General features: G+C 72.8%; 22 protein-coding genes and 2 pseudogenes. 13 read left to right on the top strand and 11 right to left on the bottom strand.

Features of this window, described 5'->3' with window-relative positions; all coding sequences use genetic code 11:
• The first annotated feature begins 11 nt into the window (after positions 1-11).
• Both RM590_RS07435 and RM590_RS07440 read left to right on the top strand, forming a co-directional pair.
• Positions 12-281 (top strand): hypothetical protein, encoded by a 270-nt coding sequence (locus RM590_RS07435; protein ID WP_311703590.1) that lies wholly within the window; start codon positions 12-14, stop codon positions 279-281.
• 1,045 nt (positions 282-1,326) lie between these two features.
• On the top strand, positions 1,327-1,863 hold the full coding sequence (locus RM590_RS07440) for a GNAT family N-acetyltransferase (protein ID WP_311703591.1): 537 nt from the start codon (positions 1,327-1,329) through the stop codon (positions 1,861-1,863).
• Positions 1,864-1,990: 127 nt separating this feature from the next.
• Here RM590_RS07440 and RM590_RS07445 read toward each other — a convergent pair whose 3' ends face one another.
• A complete protein-coding gene (locus RM590_RS07445; protein WP_311703592.1) occupies positions 1,991-3,157 on the bottom strand; it encodes a hypothetical protein in 1,167 nt (388 codons plus the stop codon).
• A gap of 148 nt (positions 3,158-3,305) precedes the next feature.
• Here RM590_RS07445 and RM590_RS07450 point away from each other — a divergent pair, with 148 nt between their 5' ends.
• Both RM590_RS07450 and RM590_RS07455 read left to right on the top strand, forming a co-directional pair.
• On the top strand, positions 3,306-4,367 hold the full coding sequence (locus RM590_RS07450; RefSeq protein ID WP_311703593.1) for a tetratricopeptide repeat protein: 1,062 nt from the start codon (positions 3,306-3,308) through the stop codon (positions 4,365-4,367).
• An 811-nt stretch (positions 4,368-5,178) separates the two neighbouring features.
• A complete protein-coding gene (locus RM590_RS07455) occupies positions 5,179-6,639 on the top strand; it encodes a pectate lyase family protein (RefSeq protein WP_311703594.1) in 1,461 nt (486 codons plus the stop codon).
• A gap of 106 nt (positions 6,640-6,745) precedes the next feature.
• Here the strand turns inward: RM590_RS07455 and RM590_RS07460 are convergent, their stop codons facing one another.
• The gene (locus RM590_RS07460; protein WP_311703595.1) at positions 6,746-7,258 is read right to left on the bottom strand and encodes a GNAT family N-acetyltransferase; all 513 of its coding nucleotides are present in this window, start codon (positions 7,256-7,258) and stop codon (positions 6,746-6,748) included.
• A gap of 287 nt (positions 7,259-7,545) precedes the next feature.
• Between RM590_RS07460 and RM590_RS07465 the strand changes: the two genes are divergently transcribed.
• Positions 7,546-8,385 (top strand): TIGR03619 family F420-dependent LLM class oxidoreductase, encoded by an 840-nt coding sequence (locus tag RM590_RS07465; protein WP_311703596.1) that lies wholly within the window; start codon positions 7,546-7,548, stop codon positions 8,383-8,385.
• Here the strand turns inward: RM590_RS07465 and RM590_RS07470 are convergent.
• Entirely contained in the window at positions 8,358-8,825 is a 468-nt protein-coding gene (locus RM590_RS07470) for a GNAT family N-acetyltransferase (protein ID WP_311703597.1), read from the bottom strand. The two genes, RM590_RS07465 and RM590_RS07470, sit on opposite strands and share 28 nt — an antisense overlap.
• A 71-nt stretch (positions 8,826-8,896) precedes the next feature.
• Between RM590_RS07470 and RM590_RS07475 the strand changes: the two genes are divergently transcribed.
• Positions 8,897-9,829, top strand: a complete 933-nt coding sequence (locus tag RM590_RS07475; protein WP_311703598.1) for an SMI1/KNR4 family protein — start codon at positions 8,897-8,899, stop codon at positions 9,827-9,829.
• A 12-nt stretch (positions 9,830-9,841) separates the two neighbouring features.
• Here RM590_RS07475 and RM590_RS07480 read toward each other — a convergent pair whose 3' ends face one another.
• The gene (locus RM590_RS07480) at positions 9,842-11,380 is read right to left on the bottom strand and encodes an alkaline phosphatase D family protein (RefSeq protein ID WP_311703599.1); all 1,539 of its coding nucleotides are present in this window, start codon (positions 11,378-11,380) and stop codon (positions 9,842-9,844) included.
• Positions 11,381-11,746: 366 nt separating this feature from the next.
• Positions 11,747-12,235: pseudogene (locus RM590_RS07485) on the bottom strand (acyl-CoA-like ligand-binding transcription factor); the annotation flags it as partial.
• Here RM590_RS07485 and RM590_RS07490 point away from each other — a divergent pair.
• Positions 12,228-12,395: pseudogene (locus RM590_RS07490) on the top strand (short-chain dehydrogenase); the annotation flags it as partial. The pseudogenes RM590_RS07485 and RM590_RS07490 overlap by 8 nt on opposite strands.
• Before the next feature lie 15 nt (positions 12,396-12,410).
• Here RM590_RS07490 and RM590_RS07495 read toward each other — a convergent pair.
• A complete protein-coding gene (locus RM590_RS07495; protein WP_311703601.1) occupies positions 12,411-13,268 on the bottom strand; it encodes a helix-turn-helix domain-containing protein in 858 nt (285 codons plus the stop codon).
• A gap of 154 nt (positions 13,269-13,422) precedes the next feature.
• Between RM590_RS07495 and RM590_RS07500 the strand changes: the two genes are divergently transcribed.
• Both RM590_RS07500 and RM590_RS07505 read left to right on the top strand, forming a co-directional pair.
• Positions 13,423-14,028, top strand: a complete 606-nt coding sequence (locus RM590_RS07500) for an NADPH-dependent FMN reductase (protein WP_311703602.1) — start codon at positions 13,423-13,425, stop codon at positions 14,026-14,028.
• A 420-nt stretch (positions 14,029-14,448) separates the two neighbouring features.
• Entirely contained in the window at positions 14,449-16,023 is a 1,575-nt protein-coding gene (locus tag RM590_RS07505) for a S8 family peptidase (protein WP_311703603.1), read from the top strand.
• 374 nt (positions 16,024-16,397) lie between these two features.
• Here RM590_RS07505 and RM590_RS07510 read toward each other — a convergent pair whose 3' ends face one another.
• Positions 16,398-17,324: a cation diffusion facilitator family transporter gene (locus RM590_RS07510; protein WP_311703604.1), complete on the bottom strand. Its 927-nt coding sequence runs from the start codon at positions 17,322-17,324 to the stop codon at positions 16,398-16,400.
• Positions 17,325-17,436: 112 nt separating this feature from the next.
• Positions 17,437-17,952, bottom strand: coding sequence for a GNAT family N-acetyltransferase (locus RM590_RS07515; RefSeq protein WP_311703605.1), 516 nt, complete (start codon positions 17,950-17,952; stop codon positions 17,437-17,439).
• A 117-nt stretch (positions 17,953-18,069) separates the two neighbouring features.
• On the opposite strand from RM590_RS07515, the gene RM590_RS07520 reads away from it, so the two are divergent.
• The 4 genes from RM590_RS07520 to RM590_RS07535 all read left to right on the top strand — a co-directional run bounded on the left by RM590_RS07520 (position 18,070) and on the right by RM590_RS07535 (position 21,485).
• On the top strand, positions 18,070-18,312 hold the full coding sequence (locus RM590_RS07520) for a hypothetical protein (protein WP_311703606.1): 243 nt from the start codon (positions 18,070-18,072) through the stop codon (positions 18,310-18,312).
• 97 nt (positions 18,313-18,409) lie between these two features.
• Entirely contained in the window at positions 18,410-19,162 is a 753-nt protein-coding gene (locus tag RM590_RS07525) for a GntR family transcriptional regulator (RefSeq protein ID WP_311703607.1), read from the top strand.
• A 152-nt stretch (positions 19,163-19,314) separates the two neighbouring features.
• Positions 19,315-20,103: an ABC transporter ATP-binding protein gene (locus tag RM590_RS07530; protein WP_311703608.1), complete on the top strand. Its 789-nt coding sequence runs from the start codon at positions 19,315-19,317 to the stop codon at positions 20,101-20,103.
• Between the two features lie 2 nt (positions 20,104-20,105).
• On the top strand, positions 20,106-21,485 hold the full coding sequence (locus tag RM590_RS07535; RefSeq protein WP_311703829.1) for an FtsX-like permease family protein: 1,380 nt from the start codon (positions 20,106-20,108) through the stop codon (positions 21,483-21,485).
• Between the two features lie 22 nt (positions 21,486-21,507).
• Here RM590_RS07535 and RM590_RS07540 read toward each other — a convergent pair whose 3' ends face one another.
• The 3 genes from RM590_RS07540 to RM590_RS07550 all read right to left on the bottom strand — a co-directional run bounded on the left by RM590_RS07540 (position 21,508) and on the right by RM590_RS07550 (position 25,687).
• Positions 21,508-23,970, bottom strand: coding sequence for a SpoIIE family protein phosphatase (locus RM590_RS07540; RefSeq protein WP_311703609.1), 2,463 nt, complete (start codon positions 23,968-23,970; stop codon positions 21,508-21,510).
• Positions 23,971-24,054: 84 nt separating this feature from the next.
• Positions 24,055-24,258 carry an SPOR domain-containing protein gene (locus RM590_RS07545; RefSeq protein ID WP_311703610.1) on the bottom strand — a complete coding sequence of 68 codons (204 nt, stop codon included), beginning with the start codon at positions 24,256-24,258 and terminating at the stop codon, positions 24,055-24,057.
• 61 nt (positions 24,259-24,319) lie between these two features.
• Positions 24,320-25,687: a TPM domain-containing protein gene (locus tag RM590_RS07550; protein ID WP_311703611.1), complete on the bottom strand. Its 1,368-nt coding sequence runs from the start codon at positions 25,685-25,687 to the stop codon at positions 24,320-24,322.
• Positions 25,688-25,708: the final 21 nt, after the last annotated feature.

Raw genomic sequence — 25,708 nt, forward strand, 5'->3', positions numbered from 1 at the left:
GAGCGTCACCGTTGACTTTTCACCCTGTGCACCGCATAGCCGCCCACCGGGCGCCCTCCCGCGTCCCCGTCTCGCTGGAAGTCGATTCCGGAACGGTCCGGCGCGGGGACCAACTGATGATCGGTGGCGCGTCGTTCACCGTCAGCGACATGGTCACCCTCGCCCCCGGCCGCAAACGCCTCCACTTCGCCACCGGCGAGATCCTGACCATGGGGCCGACCACCGTGCTGTGGGCAGCGCGTCTGATCGACCCCCGACTTGCCCACCGCAGGTACCGGTGACCCGGACCACGACATGCGATTCGGGAGCAGCGACCTCGGCCTCGTGGTGGCCCGAGGATGCGGGACCGGCTACGCGGACCGTGGCCTCAGCCGCCAGGCCGAGGAGGTGCGAGACCCGGAGTAGCCCCGGGGTTCCTGGCAGACGCGCGGGTCGCTCGTTCGCGTCTTCATAGGCTGCCGCCGCACCCGACCCGAGGAGACAGCAGATGCGCCCGCAGAGGTTCCGCGACTTCGCCATCGAGACGTACCGCCGCGCCGGCCTGAACGCCGAACCATGGCCGGACGGCACCAAGCGGCCCTGCGGTGTAAAGGTGCGGTTGGCGTCGGGCGCGGAGGTGTGGCACGCGATCACCACCCAGCCCCGTGAGGGCGATCGGCCCGACGAGCCGGAGCAGCCGGTCGAGGGCGCGGCGCCCGATCCGGTGGCTGTCCCCGAACTCGGCGCCGACCGTATCAAGGTGGCCATCATCGAGCAGTACCTCGTCGCGCTCGTCACCAACGCGGGCAACCCTGAGGTGGTGCGCGCCTACGCCTACTCGGACCGGGAACAGCCCGGGAGCACGCCGGGCTTCGGCGTCGAGTTCCACTCCGGCGCGCGCGTTCGCGCCGTTCGTGCACGCCATGCGTCCCGGACAGACCCCGGGCCAGGAGTTCGACCTACCACAGGAGGTATGAATGATGCAGATAGGTCCGGCCGCTGTGAGGCCAACGCCCCATCTGCGGTAGCTACGTGGGCGTGGACGTCGGCCGGCCGACGCCGATGCACCAGGAGACCGGAGAACTCAACACCTGCTCCGGGGTCGGATCGCCCGCGATCTGAGACCGCGCGTGATGGCGACCCCGACCGGTCCGATCCTCACCCTGTGCGTCTGCTGCCAAGGCGGCGTCCGGCGCACCCCTGGAAGGACGACGCCGCTCTCGCCGGTGAGGGGGGCGTTCGCGTGTGTCCCCGGAGAGGCGCAGTTGCTCGAGGTTCTGGACCCGCACTTCGCCGCCCAAGCGTTCGTATGATCTCTTCCAGCCAACGGGAGATACCGTGTTCGCCATGCGCTCGGCCACGGCCGATGACATCCCCGCGGTTGAGGAAATGATCCTCGCTCGCTCCAACTGGCTGGAGGGACGCGGGCTTCCGAGCTGGCGGGAGAGGGCGGCCGAACTCGCGCGGCAGGCGGAGAATCCCGATGGTGACGTGTGGGTCCTCGCAGAGGACGACGGGCGAATCATCGGGTGCACCACCGTTCAGGACCAGACGCCCCCATGGGGCTGGACGGAAGAGGAGTTGAACGAATCGGCTCATTACTTGTACTCGACGGTGACCGACCCCGCTTACCGCGACAAGAAGCCGGGAACCGTGATGGGTCTGTGGGTGGTGGACCGGGCAGCATGGGAGGGGCGCACGTGGGTTCGCCGTGGCTGCCTCTTCCCCGAACTGGTGAGGTGTCACGAGACGGAAGGCTTCAAGGTCCTGCACGAAGTGCAGCGCACGCACACCAAGGTCTATCTCATGGGCCGACGAGCCGAGCGCATCGCGGGCATGGACGAGAGGTACCGGGCGCTCTGGACGAGTAGTTCCGAATGCTGAGTTCCTGAACGAAAGTTCCCCCCGGAACCTGGGGAATTTTCCGTTCAGGCACGCAGAGTGGGTACGAGGTCGGGCAGCACCCACTGGGCGGAGGCGGTACTCCGGGCGCTGCCCGCGCGGCAGGTCGTCAGGCCATCGCGTCGATGGTGATGATGCCCGTGCGTTCGGGGCCGACCAGCAACACGCAGCCGTAAAAGCCGTAGTCCTCGTCCGATATCTCGAATGGCAGGCCGATCCCGTACACCGCCGGCTGGCCGTCGCCGGGGGCGCCCGCCACCTGCGCCGCGGTTGTGTCGAACACGTCCCGGCCGAGGAGGGCCACGAGCCGGTCACCCGGGAAACGTGGCTGGGGGTCGCCGTCGATGTCGTAGTCGTCGACCTCCCCCCTGGCCCATGCGCCGCTTCTGGCCATCGACACGTTGTGTTCCTCGAAGGCGGCCAGGAACTCGGCGAGGGTTTTTTCGTCCAGTCGACGGAGCGGCTCGTCCTCTTCCCACCATTCGTCGTCCACCAGTCGTGCCCAGTGGTCGGATTTCCGCCACCACGCGTGGACCGTGTTGTCGGGGTCGGCGGGGTCGAGCTCGAGGCCGTGCGGCGCGATCTGCACCTCGACCTGCATGCGCGCGTTGTTGTTCAGCCACACGAACTTGCCGAGCAACTCCGCGGCGCACTCGGCGCGGACGGCCAGCTCCGCCCGCTGGTCCGCGCCCGCGTGCGACCCGCCGAGAGATGCGGCGGAAGGCGCAGCGGCTATGGACAGTCGCAGCGTGTCCCCGAGGTGGGATCGGACGAGCAGATGCAGTTCATCGTCAAGTGGTGCGCCGCCGGGCTGGGCAGCGACACCGACGCGGACCAGGTCCCAGTGGCCACCGGCCAGTTCCGCTGCCAATACGGTGATCAGCTCCCGGGCCTGTTCGTCCAGCACCCTCGCATCCAGGCCCGGGGCGAGCGCACCGGTCAGCAGCCGTTCGATCTCCTCGGCCACCTCTTCCGCCGGACGCGCACTCGTCCATGAGTGGCCCAGCCGCTCTGGCACGACGATCGCGTGGTTCACCGTCTCGACGGCCACGGGATACCGGTGCCCCGACGGTCCGTCCTCGGTGGACGTCTCCGGAAATCCGCCGCATTGGGCGACCTCCGCCAGCGACGGCGGCACATCCCACATCCGCTCCGTCGGTTGCAGCGCCTGACCGCTGACCGGCACGCACCGGTACGCGGGCAGATCGGTCCCCGGCCGCGTCGGCCCCCAGTGTTGCAGCAAACGCGTCGCGGCAACCAGATCGAGCGATGTCATACGTATCATTACCTTTCTTTGTAGGTTCGTTCCGGAGTCATTCGTAAGATCCTCCTCTGCTTCGCCGCACGCTGTCTGCTGGAGAGATCACGATCAAGGACTGAGGGGCCAGAAATAAGTGGTGCCACGGAAGGTCGGCAGGATTCCGATGCCCAGTGTGGACAGTGGGCTCTTTCTGCTCACGCTCACACTCGCGGCGGACAAGCCCGGGACCCCGGAAAATACCGAGACCATCGCACAGTACGCCGACGAGATGCTCGCCGTGGGCAACACCGCGGAGGCCGTCGACTGGTACTCGCGGATTGTCGAGGGCGGTGAGCCGGAACTCGGCCCGCAGGCGGCGCTGCAGATCGGCGTGGCGCTGGTGGACGACGACATCGAGGCATCCGAGGCGGCGTTGCGTTATGCGGCCGAGCACGGCACCGGCCGAGTGGCGGAGGTGGCGGCACGTAACCTCCAGGTGATGGCCGACTACGGCATCGTTGCCCGGACGGCACCTGCCACGCTGGAGGAAGTCGTCGGGCTTGCGGCGCTCGGGCGGGGCAGGATATGGGCCGCGGCGAATGATCTGCAGGGAGCCATAGAGGCGTTCGATTTCGCGGCCGGGTCACCGGTCGCCGACGTCGCCGCCGAGGGGCTAACCCTCCTGGGCTCGGCGCTGATGATGGGTGGCGACCAGGACGCGGCCGTGGAGGTCCTCAACCGGGCCATGGCGTCCGGGCACCGCAGATTCGGCGCGATGGCGGCGGTCGACCTGGCCATGATCCTGATCGACCGCGGCGAGCGTGACCGTGCTCTCATCGTGCTCCGCCAGGCGCGGGACGGTGACCTGGCCGGAACGATGGCGGCGGTGAACCTCGGGGTCATGCTCGCGCGACACCTCAGCGACCTGGACGGCGGCATCACCGCCCTGCGCACGGCGGCCCAGGACCAGGTCCCGCTGATCGCCGCGGGTGGGCTGTTCAACCTGGCGACGCTCCTGGAGGAGAATGGGGACCGGGCCGGGGCCGAGCAGGCGTACCGGGACGCGGCCGAATTGCGCCAGCCGATGTTCAGCGGCAAGGCCGCCGTGAACCTCGCGCTGCTGCTGAGCAGGCGGATGGACACCGAAGGTGAGCGCGCCGCCTACCAGCTCGCGGCCGAGGTCGGCGCCCCCCACGATCAGGCCCAGGCCCGCCGGATGCTCGTCCTCTTGGGCGGTTCGGGCTAACGAGCTCGTGCACGGTAGGCGGTGAGACGTCGGGACTTCCCTGGCGTTCGGTGTTCACCGTTGACGAGTCGAGCTCCGGTCCGCAGTCCGCTGATGGGACAGGAGGCCGGCTGCGGTCCGGACGGTGTCGCTCGTGTGCCGGCGGTGGCCCAGGTGGCGGGCGAGAGCCCGCCAGTTCTTGAGGTGGGCGATGCCGTGCTCAACTCGGATCCGCCGTGAGGAATGCGCCCTTGTGTTGCCGTGCGCGCCATTCGCCCCGGAGGCCCCGGGTACGTCGACGCACCGGCCGCTGTGGGCCGCGACGAACTGGTAGACGCCGCCGGGCGACGGCATGGCCGCCGCCGACGGTTCGGCGCCGGCCGGGGCGGCACCGGGGAGAAGGCTCAGCGCGAGGAGGAGGCAGGTGGCGAGCGCCTGCCGGGCCCGGCGCGAGGGTGGGCGGCCGGGCGGTCCGTTCCGGGCCTGTGAAAGTGGCGGGAGCATGACAATGAATCCTTTCATTCACATGCCGTGAAGCCGGGCGGGGAGGGCCGTGGCGGAGGTGGCGGGCGGCTCGCGCCGAGGTGGATCGGCAGGGGCCTGTGGGAGCGCTTCCATCAATGACTGCCCGGAAGATACTGAGCGGAAAAGAGGCCGTCAATGGATTCAGCGGCTGACCGGCTTCGACATTTTCGCTGCCCGTTCTCCCGTGTCTGCAAGGGCTCTTGACGGTCTTGAACGGTGCTTCTACAGTCTGCCGCGCGAAGATGTCGGTATTGCTAGCGAAATTTTCGATCAGACGCCGCCTGCGGCCTCGGCGCGGAGGTAAGCCATGAGATTCCGTCGATCGCTCACCGTCCCGCGGCTGTTGGCGGCGGTGCTGGTCCTGTTCGCCCTGACCGCCTCGGCCGGTGCCTCGGCGGCACCCGCTGCCGCCCCGCCGGGCGCGATCTGGTCCGACGCCCCGGTGGGCTTCGCGTCACTCGACGCGGCCGGCCAGGACGGCACGACGGGCGGCGCCGGCGGCCCCAGCGTCACCGTGCGCGACATGGCGGGCCTGGTCCACTACGCCCAGGCGGACGAGCCGTATGTCATTCAGGTCGCCGGAACGATCGAAGTCGAGCCCTTCGGCGACATGATCCGCGTCGCTCCGGACAAGACGATCATCGGTCTCGGACGGGACGCGACGATCGTGGGCGGCGGTTTCCACCTCGACCAGGTGGCCAACGTGATCATCCGCAACCTGACGTTCCGCGACTCCTACATCCCCGGCGACTGGGACGGCAAGACCCCGGAGAACGACAACGACGCCATCCGGCTGGACACCTCGCACCACGTGTGGGTCGACCACTGCGCCTTCCTGCGCGCCGGGGACGGCCTGGTGGACGTGCGCAGGGACAGCGACTACGTGACACTCTCCTGGAACGTCTTCGCCGACCACAACAAGACGCTCGGCATCGGCTGGACGGCCAACGTGATCACCAAGATCACCGTCCACCACAACTGGTTCCGCAACACCTACCAGCGCAATCCGAGCATCGACAACACCGAGGCCGCCCACCTGTTCAACAACTACTTCGAGAACTTCGGCCAGTACGGAACGATGAGCCGCGGCGCCGCGCGGGTCGTCGCCGAGCGCAACTACTACGCCACCGGCCAGGACCCGCTGGTCGTCAAGGACCCCGGCGCCGAACTGGTCCAGCGCGGCAACGTCCTGCGGGGCACCTGGGGACGCGCCGACGAGGCGGGCGAGGCGTTCGCGCCCGAGGCGTTCTACGACTACACCGCCGACCCGGCCCGGGCCGTGCCCGGGATCGTGGGTGACCACGCGGGCCCGGCGGGCTACGCGCCCGAGCGGCTGCGGGGCACGGTCACGGTCTCGCTCGACGGGGACGGCGACTACGCCAGCGTCCGGGCGGCGCTCGGCGCCGTCGCCGCGAACCCCGGCGGCCCGGTGACGATCGAGGTGGAGCCGGGCGTCTACCGCGAGCAGGTCCACGCCTGGCCGGCCGCGTCCGGGGTGACGGTCCGGGGCGCCACGGGCGATCCCGCGGATGTCGTCCTCACCTATGACATGGGCGCCGAACAGGCCAAGTTCTACGGCGGGTTGAACGGCGCGGCGGGCAGCGCGACGCTCTCCGTCCTGGCCGACCAGGTCACCCTGGCCGGCCTGACCCTGGACAACGCGTACGCGGGGGAGGGCCCGGCGGTCGCCCTGTACTCCACCGGGCGCGGCCTGGAACTGGACAACGTCGTCCTGCACGGCGACCACACGACCCGGCCCGCCGCCTGACCACCGGACGGTGGGTCCACGCAGCCGCTTGAGAAAGCCCTGGCGGCCCACCGTTCCCAGGGGCCGTGGGGGGGCGCCGAGGCGCCCCCGCACGGCGTGGCACGGGTCAGATGCCGAACGGCGCCGCGTAGCGGACCGTTCCGCCGGGCAGCGGGTGGGCGGCGTCGAGGGCGATGGCCATCAGGGCGTCGTCCGGGACGTCGATGGTCACGCCGATGCCGTGGGCGGAGGCGCGGGTGAAGCCGAACCGGGGATAGTAGGCCGGGTGCCCCAGGACGACGACGTGGCGCTCACCCGCGTCCTTCGCCGCCTTCAAAGCGGCGCGGACGGCGGCGGAGCCGGCGCCCGTCTTCTGCTGCTCGGGCCGCACGGCGACCGGGCCCAGGCACAGGGCCGGGGTGTCGCCGATGTGGCAGCGGGTCAGCAGCGCGTGGCCGACGAGGTGGCCGTTCGCGTCGCCGGCGACGAGGGACAGGCCCTCGATCCACGCGGCCGGGTCGGCGCGCAGGGCGTCGACGAGGTCGGCCTCCAGCGCGGTGGGAAAGGCGGCCAGGTTGATCTCGCGGATGGCCGGGATGTCGGCGCCGGTCTCGGCGCGCGTGATCCAGGAGTTGCTCATGACGAAGGAAGATCCGTTTCGGAGTGATGTTCGTGTCGGACGCCTCGCGAGCTCACGCTCCCGGCGAGGGCGGACAGTGCTGGGTCAGGCCACGACCCGGGACGTGAGGGAGACCGGGGCGCTGCGCACGGTGGCCCTGAGCGCGGTCATCAACTCACCTCCCGTCTCTTCGCTTTTCATGAACGAACACGAACGGGCTTGATCGTACACCCGTACACCAGGTGGTCGGCCACGCCGCCTTGAAGGCTTGACTCTCACACCGGTGTCAGTGTCTAGGCTCCGGTGCCATGGAACTTCACGTGGTGCTGCCGGACGCCGATCCGCACAGCCTCGCCGTGCTCGCCCGGGAGGCCGAGAACCTGGGCTACGGCGGCGTCTGGCTGCCCGACCACCTGCTGCCCCCGGCCCCGTACGGCCCGGTCTACGGCGGCGTCGACGATGCCCTCGTCACGCTCGCGCACCTCGCCGGTGCCACCACGCGCCTGGTGCTCGGCACCTCCGTGCTCGTGCTGCCGCTGCGCAATCCCTTCGTCGTCGCCAAGCAGTCCGCGACCCTCGCGCGGCTCTCGGGCGGGCGCTTCGTCCTCGGCGTCGGCGCCGGCTGGGAGCGCCACGAATTCGACGCCACCGGCGGTGACTTCGCGACCCGGGGCGCCCGCACCACCTCGGCCCTCCGGCTGATCCGCCACCTCCACACGACCGGCGGCGCGCCGTTCGACGACCCCTACTACGGCTTCGGCGGCGGGGTCTTCGCCCCGGTCCCCGGCCGGCCCGTGCCGCTGCTCGTGGGCGGCGTCACCGACGCCGCGCTGCGCCGCGCGGCCGCGGTCGCCGACTGGTGGCAGGCCGTCGGCCTCACCCCGGAGCGGTTCGCCGAACGCGCCGCCCGCCTGAAGTCCCTCACGGAACGCCCGATCGGCCTGGCGAACCGGACGGTGTGGGCCGACGGCCAGCCGGTCGGCGACGCGGCGGCCGAGATCGCGGCGAACGAGGAGGCCGGCGCGGACCAGGTGGCCGTCTCGCTGATCTCCGCGTTCCGGGACACGCGGACCGCGGTGGAGAGGATGCGCGAGCTGTCCGCCGAGCCGGCCGTAGCGCGCTACCTCGCGACGGGGGACTTGAGGTAGGTGGCCGTCTCGGTGAACCCCAGGCGGCTGTAGAACGCGGCTGCCCGCCGAGTGGGGACTGTCACCTCCACATCGCCGGCCCGCCCGGCCCTGGCGAGGGCGGCGCGGACCAGGAGCGAACCCAGGCCGTGGCCCCGGTGGCGCTCGTCGACGGTCAGCTCCAGCACGCTGAGAACGGTCCCGCCCGCGAAGAGGGTCGGCAGCCGGGCAGCCAGCAGGTAGCCGGCCACGGCGCCGTTCAGCTCGGCGACCAGGAACTCGGCCCGGCCGTCCGCGGCGGCCGTCAGGGCGCGGGGAAACGTGCCGTGGTCGAAGGCCGCCCGGTCGGGCCGATGGCTCGTGACGAAGTCGCGGAGCAGGCGGTAGACGTCCGCCGAGTCCTCGCGCGTCGCGGCGCGAACCGTCATCGTTTCCCCCGCGTTGTTCCCGGAGCGCGGCAACGCCCGCGCCCGCGTTGCAGTTGGCGCGAAGAGTCTGCCACGGGCTCCGCGCGGCCGGGCATGCTGGAGGCATGACCGAGCTGGGGCAGTACGTGGCGGAGTTCGTCGAGGCGTGGAACGAACTCGACGGACTCTACCGGGACTTGGCCGCCGCCGCGTGGTGGCCCCGGGAGATTCGCGAGTGGGAGGGGAAGCGGCGGGAGCACGAGTGGGCGCGCAAGGACGTCGCGCCCAGCCAGGAGGGGTTCGAGGCCGCCGCCCGCCGGTGGCGCGCCGAAGCCGCCGGGCTGAGCGGGCAGTTGGCGCGGCTGCGCCGTTCGACGCCCGAGCAGCAGGCCCAGTGGCTCGACCCCTGGTCGAAGGTGCGCCGGTCGGGGACCGGCCACGCGGACGGGCCGCCCTTGTGGCCCGGGTGGCGGGAACGGCTGTGGCGCGCCGCCCTGGCGTCCGACCTCTGGCTGCCCAGGCCGCTGCTCGCCGCCGAACTCGCCGCGGCCGAGGAGCAGTTGGGGGTTCGGCTGCCGGGGGAGTACCGGCGTTTTCTGCTGGAGGTAGCGGCGGGAATCCCCGGTGGCATGCCGGCCCCCGGCCTCGCCCCGCTGGTGCGGGACGACGCCGGCCGGTGGGGCTGGGACGACATCGGCACCCGCACCAGGCTGTCCCGGCTGGCCGAGGAGTTCCCGGCGCGGGAGGTCGACGCGCTGCCCGACGACGAGCCGCGCCGCGCGGACTTCCCGAGCGAGGAGGCGTACCTGGCCGAGCTGGTCAAGTGGGACAACGACGAGCCGCCCTACGGCGGGGATCCGGTCGGCGACCTGACCTGTGGCGCGCTGTGCCTGCACTCGCTGGGCTGCGGCGACGCGGTCTGGCTGGTCGTCAGCGGCCCCCTCGCCGGGCGAATGTGGAGCGACCACCTCGTGAACGAGGGGGGCCTGTACGCCCTGCGCCGGGACCGCCGCGCGCCCGTGTTCTTCCGTGAGTGGTTCCTCGACGCCCGCGGTTGAGGAGGCCGCCGGTCAGGCCTGTTGGAGCCCGGGGCGGCCGGCCTCCAGGGCGAGGCGGGCTCGGGTCTCCAGCGGCGCGCCGGGGGTGGTGACGTAGGGCACGACGCGGTAGCTCGTCAGCCAGGTCTCGCGGTCGATGTCGCAGCGCAGGTAGCCGCGCCGGTTGAGGGAGTAGCGCAGGTGGGGGTTGGAGGCCAGGGTGCCGGACGGGCTGTCGCCGCCGTCGCGGCCGGAGGTGATGGAGGTGCACACGAAGTCGGCGGCGACCGGCGCCGCGTCGGGGTCCTCCATGTTCAGGGTGAGGTCGTGGGCCATGTGCCAGTGTACGTCGCCGGACAGCACCGCGACGTTGTCGATGTCGCGCTCGGCGATGAACTCCAGGATGCGCTGGCGGGCGGCCGGGTAGCCGTCCCAGGTGTCCATCGAACGGCGGCGGACGGCCGGGTCGTTGTCCAGCTCCCACTGGCCCATGGGGACTTGCTGGGGAATCGCCTTCCAGGTGGCGGTGGAGGTGGCGAGCTTGTTCAGCAGCCAGCGCTCCTGCGCGGGGCCGAGCATGGACCGGTCGGGATCGTCCCACTCGTCGCACACGGGCTTGTTGAAGTCGCCGCACGCCTGGTCGTCCCGGTACTGGCGGGTGTCCAGCAGGAACAGGTCGGCGGTGCGGCCCCAGCGCAGTCCCCGGTACATCAGGGCGTCGGGCCCGGCGGGGATCTGCGCCCGGCGCAGCGGGAGGTGTTCGTAGTACGCCTGGAACGCGGCGGCGCGGCGGGCGGCGAAGTCCGGGGTGGGGTTGGGCCGGCCGGGCGGCTCCAGCATGCCGGCCCAGTTGTTGACGACCTCGTGGTCGTCCCAGGTGGGCAGGAACGGGAAGCGCGCCGAGGCGAGTTGGAGGTCCGGGTCGAGCCGGTAGGTGGCGTGGCGGTGCCGGTACTCCTCCAGGGTCATCGGCTCGAAGTCGCCGTGCGGCCGGACCACGCCGCGGGTGAACCAGGAGTCGGGGTCCTCGTAGATCCAGTCGCCGAGGAACGCGACCAGGTCGACGTCCTCCTCGGCCAGGTGCCGGTAGGCGGTGTAGTAGCCGTCGGTGTAGGACTGGCAGCTCGTGGCGGCCATCCGCAGCGGGCGCGCCGCCCAGGGGGCCGGCGCGGTGCGGGTGCGGCCCACCGGGCTGAGGTGCCCGCCGGCGCGGAAGCGGAAGAAGTACCAGCGGTCCGGGTCGAGACCGCGCGGCTCGACGTGCACGCTGTGGCCCAGTTCGGGCCTGGCCCACGCGGTGCCCGCGGCGGCGACGCGGCGGAACGACTCGTCGTGCGCGAGCTGCCACCCCACCGGCACCGCGCGGCTGGGCATCGAGCCCGGGTCCAGCGGGTCCGGGGCCAGCCGCGTCCACAGCACGACGCTGTCCGGCAGGGGGTCGCCGGAGGCCACGCCGAGCGTGAACGGGTCGGCGAAGCCGCCTCCGCCCCGGCTCGCCGCCGCCGTGCCCGGCAGCACGACCAGGCTGGACACTCCCAGGGCCCCGCCAAGGACCGATCTGCGCGATGCCACTGGAATCGCCCCTTTCCTGTTCCGGAATGATCGCGGCGACGCTAACCAGCGCCGGCATACGACGGGCGTCGTGCGGATGAACTCCCCCGCGCGGGCGGACGTCTCCGCGTCAGGGGGCGCCGATCGCGTCCTCGGGCGTGGCCGGCAGGGCAGGCGACGTCGGCGGGCGGCCAGGGTGTCGAACCGCTCGTCGCCGGGCGCGGTCCGCCGACCGCCCAGGCTCCTCAACTCAGCGACGGCCTCGGACAGTTCGGAGCGCAGGACCTTGAAACCCCCGGGGCAGCGGGATGTGCGGATAGCGGAACCGGGGGCACGTCGGAACGCCGCTCACTTCCCGGGTCAAGTGCTGCCCAGCGCGCGCCGTTGTCAGCGCGCTGCGGGCGACGCGTCCAGCGCCGGGGTGATCACGGCGAAGGCGTCCTCGATCAGCGCGGCGGGGTCCTCGGCGCCGTCGCTGCCGCTCCACCGCCGCAGCACCGCGTCGAAGGCGGTGAGCGCCATCCCGGCGGCGAGCTGCGGAGAAAGATCCGTCTCGGCGCCGAGCTCCAGGCGGCGCGCCAGCTCCGTCGCCAGGCCGTCGCGCCACTGCGCCTGACGCTCCAGGAAGCGGGCGCGCAGGGCGGGGGTGCGCAGGATCAACTGAACGACGCTCAGGGCCCGTTCGGACTGATCGCCGCAGGCGGCGAGGGGCACCGAGACCGCGTGCCGCAGCGCCAGTGAGGGGCGCTCCCCGGCCGGGCGGTCGCACAGCCCCGCGTGCATCCCGGCGCCCAGGTCGCCCAGGAACTGGACGACCACGTCCTCCTTGGACGCGAAGTACCGGAAGAACGTCCGCCTCGACACCCCGGCGGCGGCCGGGGAGTTCATCGGGCCGGACGGCATGGGCGAGCTGCGCGGCGGACCGACGCGGGTGACCGCCGGCCCCGCCGTGACCGACGCCGAGACCGGCCACCGGCTGTGGGAGGTGTCGGAGGAACTGACCGGCGTGCGCTTCGGGTTCCCGGCGCCGGCCTGAGCCGACCGGGGTGCCTCAGGGGGCGACGGCGCGCAGGGCGCGCGCCGGCATGGTGAGGCGGTCCAGGGCGGCGGCGGTGGCGTCGTCGGCCGGGAGCTGGACCACGATGCGCTGGTCGTCCGAGGTGAGGTCCAACGTCTCGTAGGCCAGGCGCAGTTCGCCCGCCTCCGGGTGCCGCAGCCGGGTGACGCCGTTCGGCCGGGGCAGGCCGGGCACGGAGGCCACCCGCCCGGTGAACTCCGCGCCGGCCGTGAGGGACAGCTCGTCGGCGAGCGCGGCCACGTGCTGGTCGCGCCGGAACGGCCCGTCCTTGAGCGCGGCGACCTGCTCGTTGGCGACGTGGTCCCAGTCCGGGTAGACCTCCCGGGCGCGCTCGTCGGTGAAGACGAAACGGGCCAGGCTGGGCGGCTCGCCGTCCAGCAGGCCGAGCGGGGCGGCCAGCCGCGTGTACCCGTCGGTGTGGGCGAGCACCTCGCTGAGCCGGTTGAGCACGACGGCCGGGGCGGGCTCCAGGCGGGCGAGGATGCTCCGCACCGAGGGGCGCACGGTGCGCTCCGGCGGCGGAGCGCTGCTCCCCATGCAACTGAAGCCGTCGGCCGCCTTGGCGAGGCGGTAGACATGAACGCGCTCGTTCAAGGTCAGCCGGAGCACATCGGCGAGCGTGGACAGCACGCCGGCCGACGGGTGGCGGTCGCGGCCCTGTTCCAGCCGTGTGACGTACTCGACGCTGACCCCGGCGAGTGTGGCCAGCTCCGACCGGCGCAGCCCGGGCGTGCGCCGGCGCGTGCCGGCGGGCAGCCCCACCTCGGCCGGGGTCACGGACTCCCGGCGGCTGCGCAGGAACAGGCCCAGTTCGTTGTCGTGCGTGCTCACCCCTCGAACGTAGCAGGGGCCGTCGCGCGGAGGGTGGCCGTGGCACTACCAGTCTCGGGCCGGTCTTCCTGGCCCGGCGGCGGGGCGGCAGGTTGAGGGTGTGGCCGCGACGGCCACCGGTTTCCACCCTCAAGTCGCACAAGCAGGAGACACCATGTCCGCTCAGCCCCTCCGCCTCGCCGTGATCGTCGGCAGCGTCCGGGAGGGCCGGTTCGCCCCGGTCGTGGCCCGCTGGTTCGCCGAACAGGCCGGCGCCCACAGCGCGTTCACCATCGATGTCATCGACCTGGCCGATTTCCCGCTGCCCCTGGAACTGCCGCCCGTGCCGCCGGCCGTCGAGCCCGACATGCCCCGCCCCGACGAGATGGCCGACCTGACGCGCCGGCTCCGCGAGGCGGACGCGTACGTGGTGCTCACCCCGGAGTACAACCGCAGTTTCCCGGCCTCGCTCAAGTCGGCCATCGACTGGCACTTCACCGAGTGGCAGGCCAAGCCGATCGGTTTCGTCGGCTACAGCGGCGCGACGGGCGCGGTGCTGGCAATCGAGCAGCTCAAGCAGATCTTCGGCGAGCTGCACGCGCACACCATCCGCAACTACGTGTCCTTCCCGCGCTACTACCTGCTCTTCGACGAAGACGGCACGCTCAATGAGCCCGAGGGCCCGGCCGGCGCCGCCAAGGTCATGCTCGACGAACTGGCGTGGTGGGCCACGGCCCTCACCGAGGCCCGCCGCGAGCGCCCGTACGCCGAGGTCGGCTGACGACGTTCGCGGATGTGGACGGTGGCGCGTTCAAGCGGAAGGCGCCGCGCCACGGGGGAACCGGCGGCCCGTTGCATGCAGTCGCCGCCCGGTTCCGTCCGGGCAGGTCGGCGCCACCGTGTGACCGCCGATGACATTTCCGTTGCCCGGTCGGTCCGTCCGCCGTTCTCCTCCGACCGCCCGGGAGCAGCGGCGCGGTGCGCGCCGGGGTGCGTCGGGGTGCGTCGGCGATGCTTCCCGCGCATTGCCGCCATGTGTCGGCGCCGGAGGCGTCCTTGTCAATTCCTCTACGGGAGCTGACCATTCAAGTGGGTGTCGTGCACATGGCCGTACGGACATGAAAGCATATTGTCATGGGCATGACTTCCTTTTCTGCCGAGCGTTCTGCTTGAGCGCACCACCTATGAGGAGGAACCCTCCATGGCAGTGATGCGAATGCCGGGCCGTCCGAGGACCAGCGCAACCGTGGCCACCGCCGCGCTGCTGGCCCTCGGGCTCGGCGCGACGGTGTCGGGCGAGGCCCGGGCCGATGAGGCAGTGGGAGTGATCGCCGACGCCGGCGCCGAGGGCGCCATCGCGGGCAGCTACATCGTCATCCTGGAGGACAGCGCGTTCTCCGCGAACTCGGAGCGCGGGGAAGCGCTCGCGGACAGACACGACGCGAAGGTGACGAGCGTCTACGAGCACGCCCTGAACGGCTTCGCCGCCCGGATGACCGAGTCGGAGGCCCTGGAGCTGGCCGCCGACCCGGCCGTCGCCCAGGTCGTGCAGAACCAGACCGTCAGCATCAACGACACCCAGACGGACCCGCCCTCCTGGGGCCTGGACCGCATCGACCAGGCGGACCCGCCGCTCGACGACAGCTACACCTACCCCTCGCACGCGGGCGCGGGCGTCACCGCGTACATCGTGGACACCGGTGTGCGCCTCAGCCACGAGGACTTCGGCGGCCGGGCCACGTTCGGCTTCGACGCGTTCGGCGGAAACGGCTCCGACGGCAACGGGCACGGCACCCACGTCGCGGGCACCGTGGCCGGCGCCTCGTACGGGGTGGCCAAGGCGGCCGACATCGTGGCCGTGAAGGTCCTCGACAACGCCGGCTCCGGAACGATCGAAACGGTCGTCGCGGGCGTGGACTTCGTCACCGGCGACGCCGACGGCCCGGCCGTCGCCAACATGAGCCTGGGCGGCGGCGCCAGCGCCGCGCTGGACACCGCCGTGCGCAACTCCATCGCGGCGGGCGTCACCTACGCCGTGGCCGCGGGCAACGACTACGGCGACGACGCGAGCGCCAGCTCCCCGGCCCGCGTCGACGAGGCGATCACCGTCGCGTCGAGCACCAACACCGACGCCATCTCCGGCTTTTCCAACGTCGGTTCGGTCGTCGACATCTTCGGCCCCGGCTCCGGCATCACCTCCGCCTGGAGCACCGGGGACAGCGCCGAGAACACCATCTCGGGCACCTCGATGGCCACCCCGCACGTGGCGGGCGCCGCCGCGCTCTACCTGGCCGACAACCCGGCGGCCACCCCCGCCCAGGTCGAGGCCGCGCTCGTGGACTCCGCCGTCTGGAACCGCCTCAGCGGCGTGCCCTCCAACACCCCCAACGCCCTGCTGCACATCGGCGGCGAGGGCGGCGCGCCGGAGCCCCCGGACGGCCCGCGCTTCGAGAACGTCACGAACGTGGACATCAGTGATCTGACGACCTCGGAGTCGGAGATCGACGTCACCGGGGCGGGCGTGCTGGACGGCGCCTACCAGGTCGAGGTCGACATCGTGCACACCTGGATCGGTGACCTCACCATCGAGCTGATCGCGCCCAACGGCACGGTGCGGGTCCTGCACGACCAGTCCGGCGGCAGCACCGACAACCTGAACGCGGTCTACACGCTCAACGGCACCGGCCTGTCGGCCGACGGCACCTGGACCCTGCGGGTGACCGACAACGCGAACGCCGACGAGGGCCATCTGAACGGCTGGGCGCTCCAGTTCTGAGCGCCTGAACGACGCGGCCCCGGCACCCGGCCGGGGACCGCGCAGGCACTTAGGCCCTGCCCGGCCGGTCTTGCCGGGCCCTTGACTCCCCCAGCTAACGCTGGGAGGTGCCCCCACACGGCACCTCGCTGCTCCCCCAGACTTCTCCCCCAGCTAACGCTGGGAGGTGCCCCCAGGGAGGTGCCCCCAGCTGAATCGCCCAAGTACGTCCCCCAGCCTGGCGGCTGGGAGGTGCCCCCATGCGTACGAGTGGCGATCCGGCGCCTTGCTGGGGGTACCTCCCAGGCCCCCGAGGGCCTGGGGGAGCCAAGGGCTGATCCTCCCCCAGACTCCGTCCGGGGGGACCCCCATCGACCGACCGGACAGGACCTAGCTCACGCCTTGGCCGGCGTCTCACGGTAGATGTCCGGCTCCAGGTAGATGACACGCGCGATCGGCACCGCCTCGCGGATGCGCGCCTCGGCGGCGTCGATCGCGCCCGCGACGGTGGCGGCGTCGGCCCCGTGGGCGACCGCGATCTTGGCGGCCACCAGCAGCTCCTCGGGGCCCAGGTGCAGGGTCTTCATGTGGATGACGCGGGTGACGGCCTCGTCGTCCACGATCGCCTCGCGGATCTTCGCGACCGACTCCTTGCTGCCGGCCTCGCCCAGCAGCAGCGACTTGGTCTCCACGGCGAGCACGATGGCGATGAGCACCAGCAGGACGCCGATGGACAGGGTGCCGATGCCGTCCCAGACGCCGTCGCCGGTGCCCAGCGCCAGGCAGACGCCGACGAGCGCCAGGATCAGGCCGATCAGCGCGCCCAGGTCCTCCAGCAGCACGACCGGCAGCTCGGGGGCCTTGGCCGTGCGGACGAACTGGCCCCAGGACTGCTTGCCGCGGACCTCGTTGGACTCCTTGATGGCCGTGCGGAACGAGATGGTCTCGGCGATGATCGCGAAGACCAGCACGCCCACCGGCCAGTACCAGTGCTCGATCTCATGGGGGTGGCGGATCTTCTCCACGCCCTCGTACAGCGCGAACACGCCGCCCACCGAGAACAGCACGATGGAGACGATGAAGGCGTAGATGTACCGCTCCCGGCCGTAGCCGAAGGGGTGTTCCTCGCTCGCCGCGCGCTTGGCCCGCTTGCCGCCGAGCAGCAGCAGCGCCTGGTTGCCGGAGTCGGCCAGTGAGTGCACGCCCTCGGCCAGCATGGAGGACGAGCCGCTGAAGCCCGCGGCCGTGAACTTGCTCACCGCGATGGCGAGGTTGGCGCACAACGCGGCGACGATCGCCCTGGTTCCGCCTGACGCGCTCATGGATGGCTCGCTGTCCTTGTCGTCACTTCGGGCGCGGGGGCCCCTTCGGGCGCACATTGTGTCAGGCGACGGCCCGGGCGCTCAGGCGAACGGGAAGGACGGCCCGGACCGTTCAGCCGCCGGACAGCGGGCGCCGCATGCACACGCGCGGCCACCGGTCGAGGCCGATCGCGGCCTCGTGGCGCCGGATCGCGCGCAGCCCGGGGGTGATGTCGTCCTCGGCCAGCACCAGGAAGCCGCAGCGGCGGTAGTAGGGCGCGTTCCACGGGATTTCGGCGAACGTGGTCAGCGTCAGCGCGGGCAGCCCGGCCGCCGCGGCGTGGCCGGCGGCCTCCTCGATCAGCGAACGGCCCAGGCCGCGGCGGGCGTGCGCCGGGTGCACGGAGACCTGCTCGATGTGCAGGGCGCCGTCCACCGGTTCGGCGACGAGGTACGCCACCGGGCGGTCGGCGGCGTCCGTGGCCACCCAGGACAGGCCGGCGCGCGCGTGGCGGTCGAGCTCGGCGAGCGGCGGCGGTTCGTCGTCGGCGATCTCGGCCATGCCGAGGGCGCGGAACGGCTCGCCGGCGGCGCGTTCGATGTCCTGGAGGAGGGGCGACTCGTCGGGACGTGTTTTCCGCAGGGGCATCCGCCCATTGAACGCGCCCACGAGGATGGGTGCCGAGTTCTTTTGGCGAGTTGGCGAGTTGGCGAGTTGGCGAAGCCGTTGCGGATCGGGGCGCGGGTGGTGAGGGAGCGGGGCGGGATGCGGGTGACCAACTTCGCGGTGGCGAAGGTATTTCACCGGCTCGCGGTGACGTCGGACGGCCGCCGGCGGCGGGAGCGGGTGCCGGGGGAGTGGAGTTACGCGTACCAGTTGCGGGCGTTCGCCGCGGCCGTTCGGAACGGCGCTCCGGTGCTGACGCCGGCGGCGGACGCGGTGGTCACGATGGGGCTGCTGGACGACATCTACCGGGCCGCCGGACCGTCTCCGCGGGGCCTTTCATGAGCGCTCATCACTTCGAGTGAAACTCTGGCCGTCTCTTGCGGGCGGACACCCTCCGTTGTCAAGCTGTTGCTGATTGTCAACACATGCAGGAGGGGCAGTGCCGTTCGGTGAGCAGCCCGCGTATCTCCGAGTCGCAGAAGACCTTCGACAGCAAATCGCCGACGGCACCCTGCCGCCGCACACCAGACTTCCTTCGCAGGCGAGTATTCGCGCCAAGTACGGGGTGTCCGACACGGTCGCGCTGGAGGCGCGGAAGGTGCTGATGGCCGAGGGGCTGGTGGAGGGGCGCTCCGGCTCGGGCACGTATGTCCGCGAGCAGCCCGTGCGGCGCGCGATCTCCCGCAGCGGGTACCGGACGCTGGGGGACTGCTCGCCGTTCCGGCAGGAGCAGGCGGACGAGCGGGTGCGCGGCACCTGGGAGGGGGACAGCGAGCAGGCGGAGGCGAGCCCGGCGATCGCCGAGCGGCTGCGGATCGAGCCCCGCGAGGCGGTGATGTGCACGCGTTATGTGTTCCGCGTCGGCGGCGAGCCCGCGATGATCTCGACGTCCTGGGAGCCGCTGCGGCTGACGGGCCGCACGCCGGTGATGCTGCCCGAGCAGGGCCCGCTGGCGGGGCGGGGGGTGGTGGAGCGGATGGCGGCGATCGACATCGTCGTGGACAACGTGGCGGAGGAGGTCGGCGCCCGCCCCGCGCTGGCGGCCGAGGCCCGGGTGCTGGGCGGGCTGGCGGGCCACTCGGTGCTGGTCATCTCCCGGACGTACCGGGCGGGGAGCCTGCCGGTGGAGACGGCCGACGTGGTGGTGCCGGCCGACCGCTTCTCGGTGGCATATCACCTCCCGGTCCGTTAGCCGTTTCCGCCTGGCAGGGGGGCTGGGCCGCCGCCGGTCCGGTGGTGCCAGATACACCCGCGCCCGGTGTCCGGACCCATCGCCGCTGCCGCGCGCGCTCCCTAGCGTCGTTGGTGGTGGCGCACCGGGTGCCATCGGGAGAGAGGTGGACGATGTTCCGACGTCACGACGGCCCGGCGGCGGGGCACTCGGCCGAGGCGCTGCGGCTGGTGTCCCTGCACAAGACCTATGGCTCGCCGGCCGACGGCACCGAGGTCAAGGCGCTGGACGGCGTCTCGCTGTCGCTGCCCGCGGGCAGCTTCACGGCGGTGATGGGGCCGTCCGGCTCGGGCAAGAGCACGCTGTTGCAGTGCGCCGCGGGGCTGGACCGGCCGAGCGCCGGGCTGGTGGTCGTGGACGGCGCCGAGCTGACGGCCGGCGGCGAGGCGGAGCTGACGCGGTTCCGCCGGCGGCGGATCGGCTTCGTGTTCCAGCAGTTCAACCTGCTGCCGACGCTGACCGTCCTGGAGAACGTCACGCTGCCGCTGAGGCTGGCCGGCGCGAAGGTGTCCCGGGCCCGGGCCGTGGCGATCCTGGAGCGGGTCGGGCTCGGCGGGCGGCTGCGGCATCTGCCGGCCCAGCTCTCCGGCGGTCAGCAGCAGCGCGTGGCGATCGCCCGCGCGCTGGTGACCGAGCCCTCCGTGATCTTCGCCGACGAGCCGACCGGCGCCCTGGACACCCGCAGCGCGCGCGAAGTCCTCGGGCTGCTGCGGCAGTCGGTGGCCGAGTACGGCAGGACCGTGGTCATGGTGACCCACGACCCGGTGGCCGCGTCCTGGGCGGATCAGGTGCTGTTCCTGGCCGACGGCCGGCTGGTGGGCCGGATCCCCGAGCCGACCGCCGAGGCGGTGGCCGAGCGCATGGCCCACCTGGGCGACCTCTACGAGACGGCGGTGGCGTGACCATGTTCTCCCTGGCCCTGCGGTCCCTGGCCAAGCGCCCCGGCCGCTTCCTGGCGGGCTTCCTCGCCGTCTTCCTGGGCGCCGCGGTGGTGATGGCGTTCGGCTCGCTGCTGGATACGGCCCTCGCCGGCGAGGTATCGGACACCGACGAGGAGACGCTGATCACGATGGCGTCCGTCGTCGGCGGCTGGGGCCTGGCGCTCGTCGTGTTCGCCGTGGCCGCCACGATGACGCTCACGGTGCGGCAGCGGGCGGCGGAGTTGGCCCTGCTGAAGAGCACCGGCGCCACCCCGGCGCAGGTCGGCCGGCTGATCGTCGGCGAGACCCTGCTGGTCGCCCTGGGGGCGGCGGTGCTGGCGATCGTGCCGGGCGCGCTGCTGGGCCGGCTGCTGGTCGGCGTGCTGGGCGAGTCCGGCCAGATAACCTCCGGCATCGACCACACGTTCGGGCCCATCGGCCTGAGCATGGGCATCGGCAACGCGGTGACCGCCGCGCTGCTCGGCGCCGCGCTCACCGCGCGGCGGGCCGCCCGGACGCCGGCGGTCACGGCCCTGACCGACGCGGCGACCGAGGGCGCGGGCGGGCGGTCGATGGGCCCCTGGCGGTGGCTCGGCGCCGTGCTGGCGCTGGCCGGCGGCACCGCGCTCGCCGTGGTGACGGCCACCGTGATGGACGGCAAGGGCACGGATGTGATGCAGACCGCGGGCCCCGCCGTCGTGGTGTCCTCGATCGCGCTGGCGCTGCTGTCCCCGGTGCTGCTGCGCGCGGTGACCGCGGTGCTGGCCGGGCCGGTGCGGCTGCTGGCCGGCGCGAGCGGCGCGCTCGCCGTGACGAACGTCCGGCGGCGCACCGCCCAGCTCGCCGGCGCCGTGATGCCCGTGGTGCTCTTCACCGGGATCTCGGCGGGCACGATCTCGATGCAGCGCGTGGAGAGCACGCGCGCCGCGGCCGAGGGGGCCGCGGTGGTGGCCGAGGGCCGGACGTCGGAGACGCTGAACTACGTGGTGGTCGGGATCATCGCCGCGTTCTGCTGCATCATGCTGGTCAACACCCTGGTCTCGGCGACGGTGTTCCGGCGCCGCGAGTTCGGCCGGCAGCGGCTGGCCGGGGCCACGCCCGGGCAGGTCTCCGGCATGGTCGCCGCGGAGGGCGCGCTGATCGCGGTGACCGGCGTGCTCGCCGGGCTGCTGGCGTCGCTGGCCGCGCTGGTGCCGTTCTCCATGGCCCGGACCGGCGAAGCGCTGCCGGGCGACGGCGCGGTGCTCGCGATCCACGGCACGGTCGTCGCCCTCGCCCTGCTGGTGACCCTGGCCACCGGGGTCGGCACCGCCCGGCGCACGGTGCGGCGCACGCCCGCCGTCGAGTCGGTCCTGGCGGCCTGAGGCCGGGGCGCCCGGGGGCTCGTCAGCCGGGGATCTCCAGCTCGAACCACACGGTCTTGCCGACCGGTTCGCGCCGGGTGCCCCAGCGGCGGGACCCTCGCGCCACCAGCGGCACACCACGACCACCCTCGTCCTCCAGGGTGGTCGTGCGCTCGCGCGGCGGCTCCGCCACCGGGTCGGTCACCTCGACCAGCAGCGAGGCGGAGCCGCGCACCATCCGGACCTCGACCGGGCCCCGGGCGTGCCGCACCGCGTTGGTGACCAGCTCGCTGACCAGCAGCTCCGCCCGGTCGACGACGGCGGACAGACCCCAGACGCGCAGCGCGGAGGTCACCGCGTGGCGGGCGTGGCGCACCACTCGGCGCTCGGCCGGGAAGCTGCGGTACAGGACCCGGTCCTCGGAAAGCGCGCTCAGCCGCGCGGCCAGCAGCGCCAGATCGTCGGACTCCCGCTCCGGGGCGTGCGGGCGCAGTCCGCCGACGACCTCGTCGCAGATCGTCTCCAGCGAGACGCCCGGCCCGGCGGTGCGGGTCAGCAGGTGGCACAGCCGGGCGACCCCGACGGAGAGGTCCTCGTCGCGGGTCTCGATCAGCCCGTCGGTGTAGAGGATCAGCAGCGAGCCCTCGTCGACCTCCAGGCGCCGCTCCTCGAAGGGCACGCCGTTCACGCCCAGGGGCGCCCCGGTCGGCAGGTCCACCGGCCGGGCGCGCCACTGGCCAGAGGCCGGGTCCGTGGCGACCAGCACCGGCGGCAGATGCCCGGCCTTCGCCAGCGTGCACACCCGGGTGGCCGGGTCGTAGACGGCGTAGACGCAGGTGGCCAGCATCGGGGAGCCGGGGTGCTGGGCGATGTCCTGGCCCAGCTCGTTGAGCCGGTGCAGCAGTTCGGCCGGGGCCAGGTCCAGCCAGGCGAGGGTGCGCACGGCGGTGCGGAGCTGGCCCATGGTGGCGGCGGCGCGCATCCCGTGGCCGGTGACATCGCCGATCACGAACGCCAGCCGCCCGCCGGCCAGCGGGATCACGTCGAACCAGTCGCCGCCGATCTCCGCGCCGCTGCGGCTCGGCATGTACCGGTGGCCGACCTCGACGCCGAGCACGGGCGGCATCGACTGGGGGAGCAGGCTGCGCTGGAGCATCAGCGCGCCCTCGCGCTCGCGGGCGTAGAGCCGGGCGTTGTCCAGTGAGATGCCGGCGCGGGTGGCCAGTTCGACCGCCAGGGCCAGGTCCTCGCGGTCGAACGGGGTGCGCTGCCCGGCCCGGCTGATGACCAGCAGCCCGAGGACCCGGCCGCGGGCGCGCAGCGGCAGCGTGAGCATCGAGTGGATGCCCAGCTCGTGAACGGCCCTGCTGGTGGGGTCGTCGGGGCCGAGGGCGCCGAGCACCTCCTCCTGCGTCTCGGCCAGGTGCGGGGAGCCGGAGGCCAGCACGGAGCCGTAGATCGAGTCGGCGGCGACCGGGGTCTCCTGGCCGTAGCTGATGATCTTCTCCACGGCGGGGTCGCGCCGCGCGACGGCGGTCGCGATGCGGCGCAGCGACGTGTCGGCGAGCTCTCCGGCGGGCGGGGGTTCGCGGCCCTCGGCGACCGTGTCCAGCAGACCCACGCCGGAGAAGTCGCCGAAGCGGGGCACCAGCGCGCGGGACAGCGCCTCGCAGATCGGCCGGACGTCCAGCAGGTTGCCCAGCGCGGTGCCGACGTCGTTCAGCAGGGACAGCCGCTGCCGGGCGTTCTCGACCTTGTCCAGCGCCTCCCGCCGTTCGGTGATGTCCATGACGGTGCAGCTCACGCCGACGGTGCGGCCCGTATGGTCGGTGAGGCGGCCGAGCGACACGGACTGGGCGCCGCGGCCGTCGGGCGAGGAGGTGACCAGATCGGTCACGGGCCGCCCGGAGGCGAGCACGGCCTGCTGGAGGCGGTGGATCTCCTGGGACATCGGCGGCGGCAGCACATCGAGCACCGTCTTGCCGATCAGGTCCCCGAACGAGGCGCCGTGCAGCCGGGACAGCGCCTCGTTGACCCGGACGTAGCGCAGCTCGCTGTCGAAGATCGCGATGCCGAGCGGGGAGGCCGTGAACAGGCCGTCCAGCGTGGCCAGATCCTGCTCGACGGCGCGCATCCTGGGCGATTCGACGAGATTGGCCAGAACGAACGGGCATCCCTCGGCGTCCCTCAGCAGCGACGCCCGCAGGTCCAGCTCCACCATGCGGCCGTCGCGGTGGCGCAGGGGCAGGGTGTCGCGCCAGGTGCGCGCGTCGGGCGCCGGGGCGATCGTGCGGCCGGGCGCCGTGAAGTCGGTGACGGGCTTGCCCACCGCCTCGGGCGCGGTCCAGCCGAGGATCGCCTCGGCGGTCGGGCTCCAGAAGACGATTTCCCCGTCCGCGTCCAGCAGCAGCGTCCCGACCCGGAGCAGGTCGAGCCGGGACTGGCGGGTGGGCGGGCCGCCGGCGGCGTCGTGCCCGCCTCGTGCCCCGGAAGGATCTGTCCGCACGCTCCAAGCCCCTGTCGGGTGTCTTCGCCGGCGGAGTCCGGCGAAGCGGGCGAAATGCCCCTTATGACCCGATTGTGCCCGGCGTCAGCGGTGCGCGCCGCCTCCGACCTCCACGCGCTCGACGAGATAGTGGACCGTGCCGTTCGCCGACTCCTGACCACCGCTCAGCCGCAGGCGCTGGATGAGCCGCTGCGCCTCGGCGCGCGTGGCGCAGTGTCCTATGCGGTAGCGACCGCCGTTCTCGTCCTCGCGGACCACTTGCCAGGGTTGCAGGGTGCTGCCGTTCATTCCTCACCCCCCATCTGCATATGCCAGACCATACGCCAGTGCCTTACCCAACGAACAGGGATCAGGCCACAGCGTTAGCATCGCGAAGCGCCAGTGCGCGCGCCTCCCGGGCCAGCGCGTCGGCGCGCCACGCGAACGGCAGGGCCGCGGCCGCGTCGTGCGGGGCGGTTCCCAGCGCCCGGTCGAGCTGATGCCCGGCCTCGGCCAGCCGGGCCCGGGCCGGGCTGCCCACCTCGCCGCGGTGGGTGGTGATGTAGTCGCGGGCGGCGGTCAGTTCGGCGCCCGCCGTCAGCAGCGCCTCCTCCAGCAGCATGCGGTCCCGCCGGTTGCGCGCCTCCCGCTCGCGGTCCGGGGCGAGCGCCTGCGCCAGCGGGGTGGCCCCCTCGGCCAGCCGGCGCAGTCCGCCGAACGGGTCGCGCGGTCCCGGGCCCGCGCCCTCGCGCGCTTCGGTGAGCGCCTGCCGGGCGCGGTCCACCGCGTCCCGCAGCGCGGGCAGCCCGGGCGCCTCCGCCACATCGGTCCCGGTGGCGGTGAGGGCCTGGGCCAGCGCGTTGTCGGCCCGGCCCAGCTCCCGCGCCCACCGGGTGACGCCCTCGGCCAGCGCCTCGCCCTGCCCGATCCCGGCCTCGGCCGCGCGTACCGCGTCCGCGGCGGCGGTCAGGTCCCCGGCCGCCACCGCCCGGTCGGCGCGCGCCAGTTCGTCGCGCGCCGCGGCCAGCCGCTCCCGCGCCGCGACCGGATGGCCGCGCACCGGCGTCAGGGCCCGTTCCGCGTAACGCTCGTCCAGCCGCCGCAGCATGTCCTCGGCCGCGTCCAGCCGGCCGGCCAGCGCCTCACCGCGGCTCCGGGCGCTGGCCAGTGCCTCCCCGGCGCCGTCCGGCAGGCCCCGGGCCTGCGCCAGCGAGCCGGTCAGCACGTTGAGCCGGTCCCGGGCACGGGAGCAGCGGCCGATGATGTCGTTGAGCACCCGGCGGTGTTCGGTCTCGTTGCGCCGCACCGCCGGGTCGTCGAGCCGGTGGCGCATGCGCAGCGCCTCCTCGGCCTGCGCCGCGGCGTCCGCGACGGCGGCGCGGTGCGGATCGGTGGCGGTCGTCCCGGACTGGGCGGCGGCGGCCCGCAGTTCCTCGTCGCGCTGGAGCACGGCGTCGTCCAGCCGTATCAGCAACCCCCTTGCCCGGGCGTCCAGTTCGGCCACGCTCGGCTCCCGCCGCCGTGCCTCGGCCTCGCTCGGCGGAGCCGTCGCCCGGCCGTCCCAGCGGTGCGGCACCGAGCGGTAGCCGCCCGTGCCATGGCGCCGCCGCAGATGGAGGACCACCAGCACCACGGCCAGCGCCAGGGCGAGCGGCAGCAGCAGGGCAACCGCGTCGGAGGCCCGGGCGGCACCGGGCTCGGCGGCCGCGGTCAGCGCGGCGACGTGTGCAGTGTGCATCCGTTCACCCTTCGCCGAAGG

It is taken from the genome of Streptomyces litchfieldiae, from assembly GCF_031845365.1.
In the GTDB taxonomy this organism is placed as follows: Bacteria; Actinomycetota; Actinomycetes; order Streptomycetales; family Streptomycetaceae; genus Streptomyces; species Streptomyces litchfieldiae.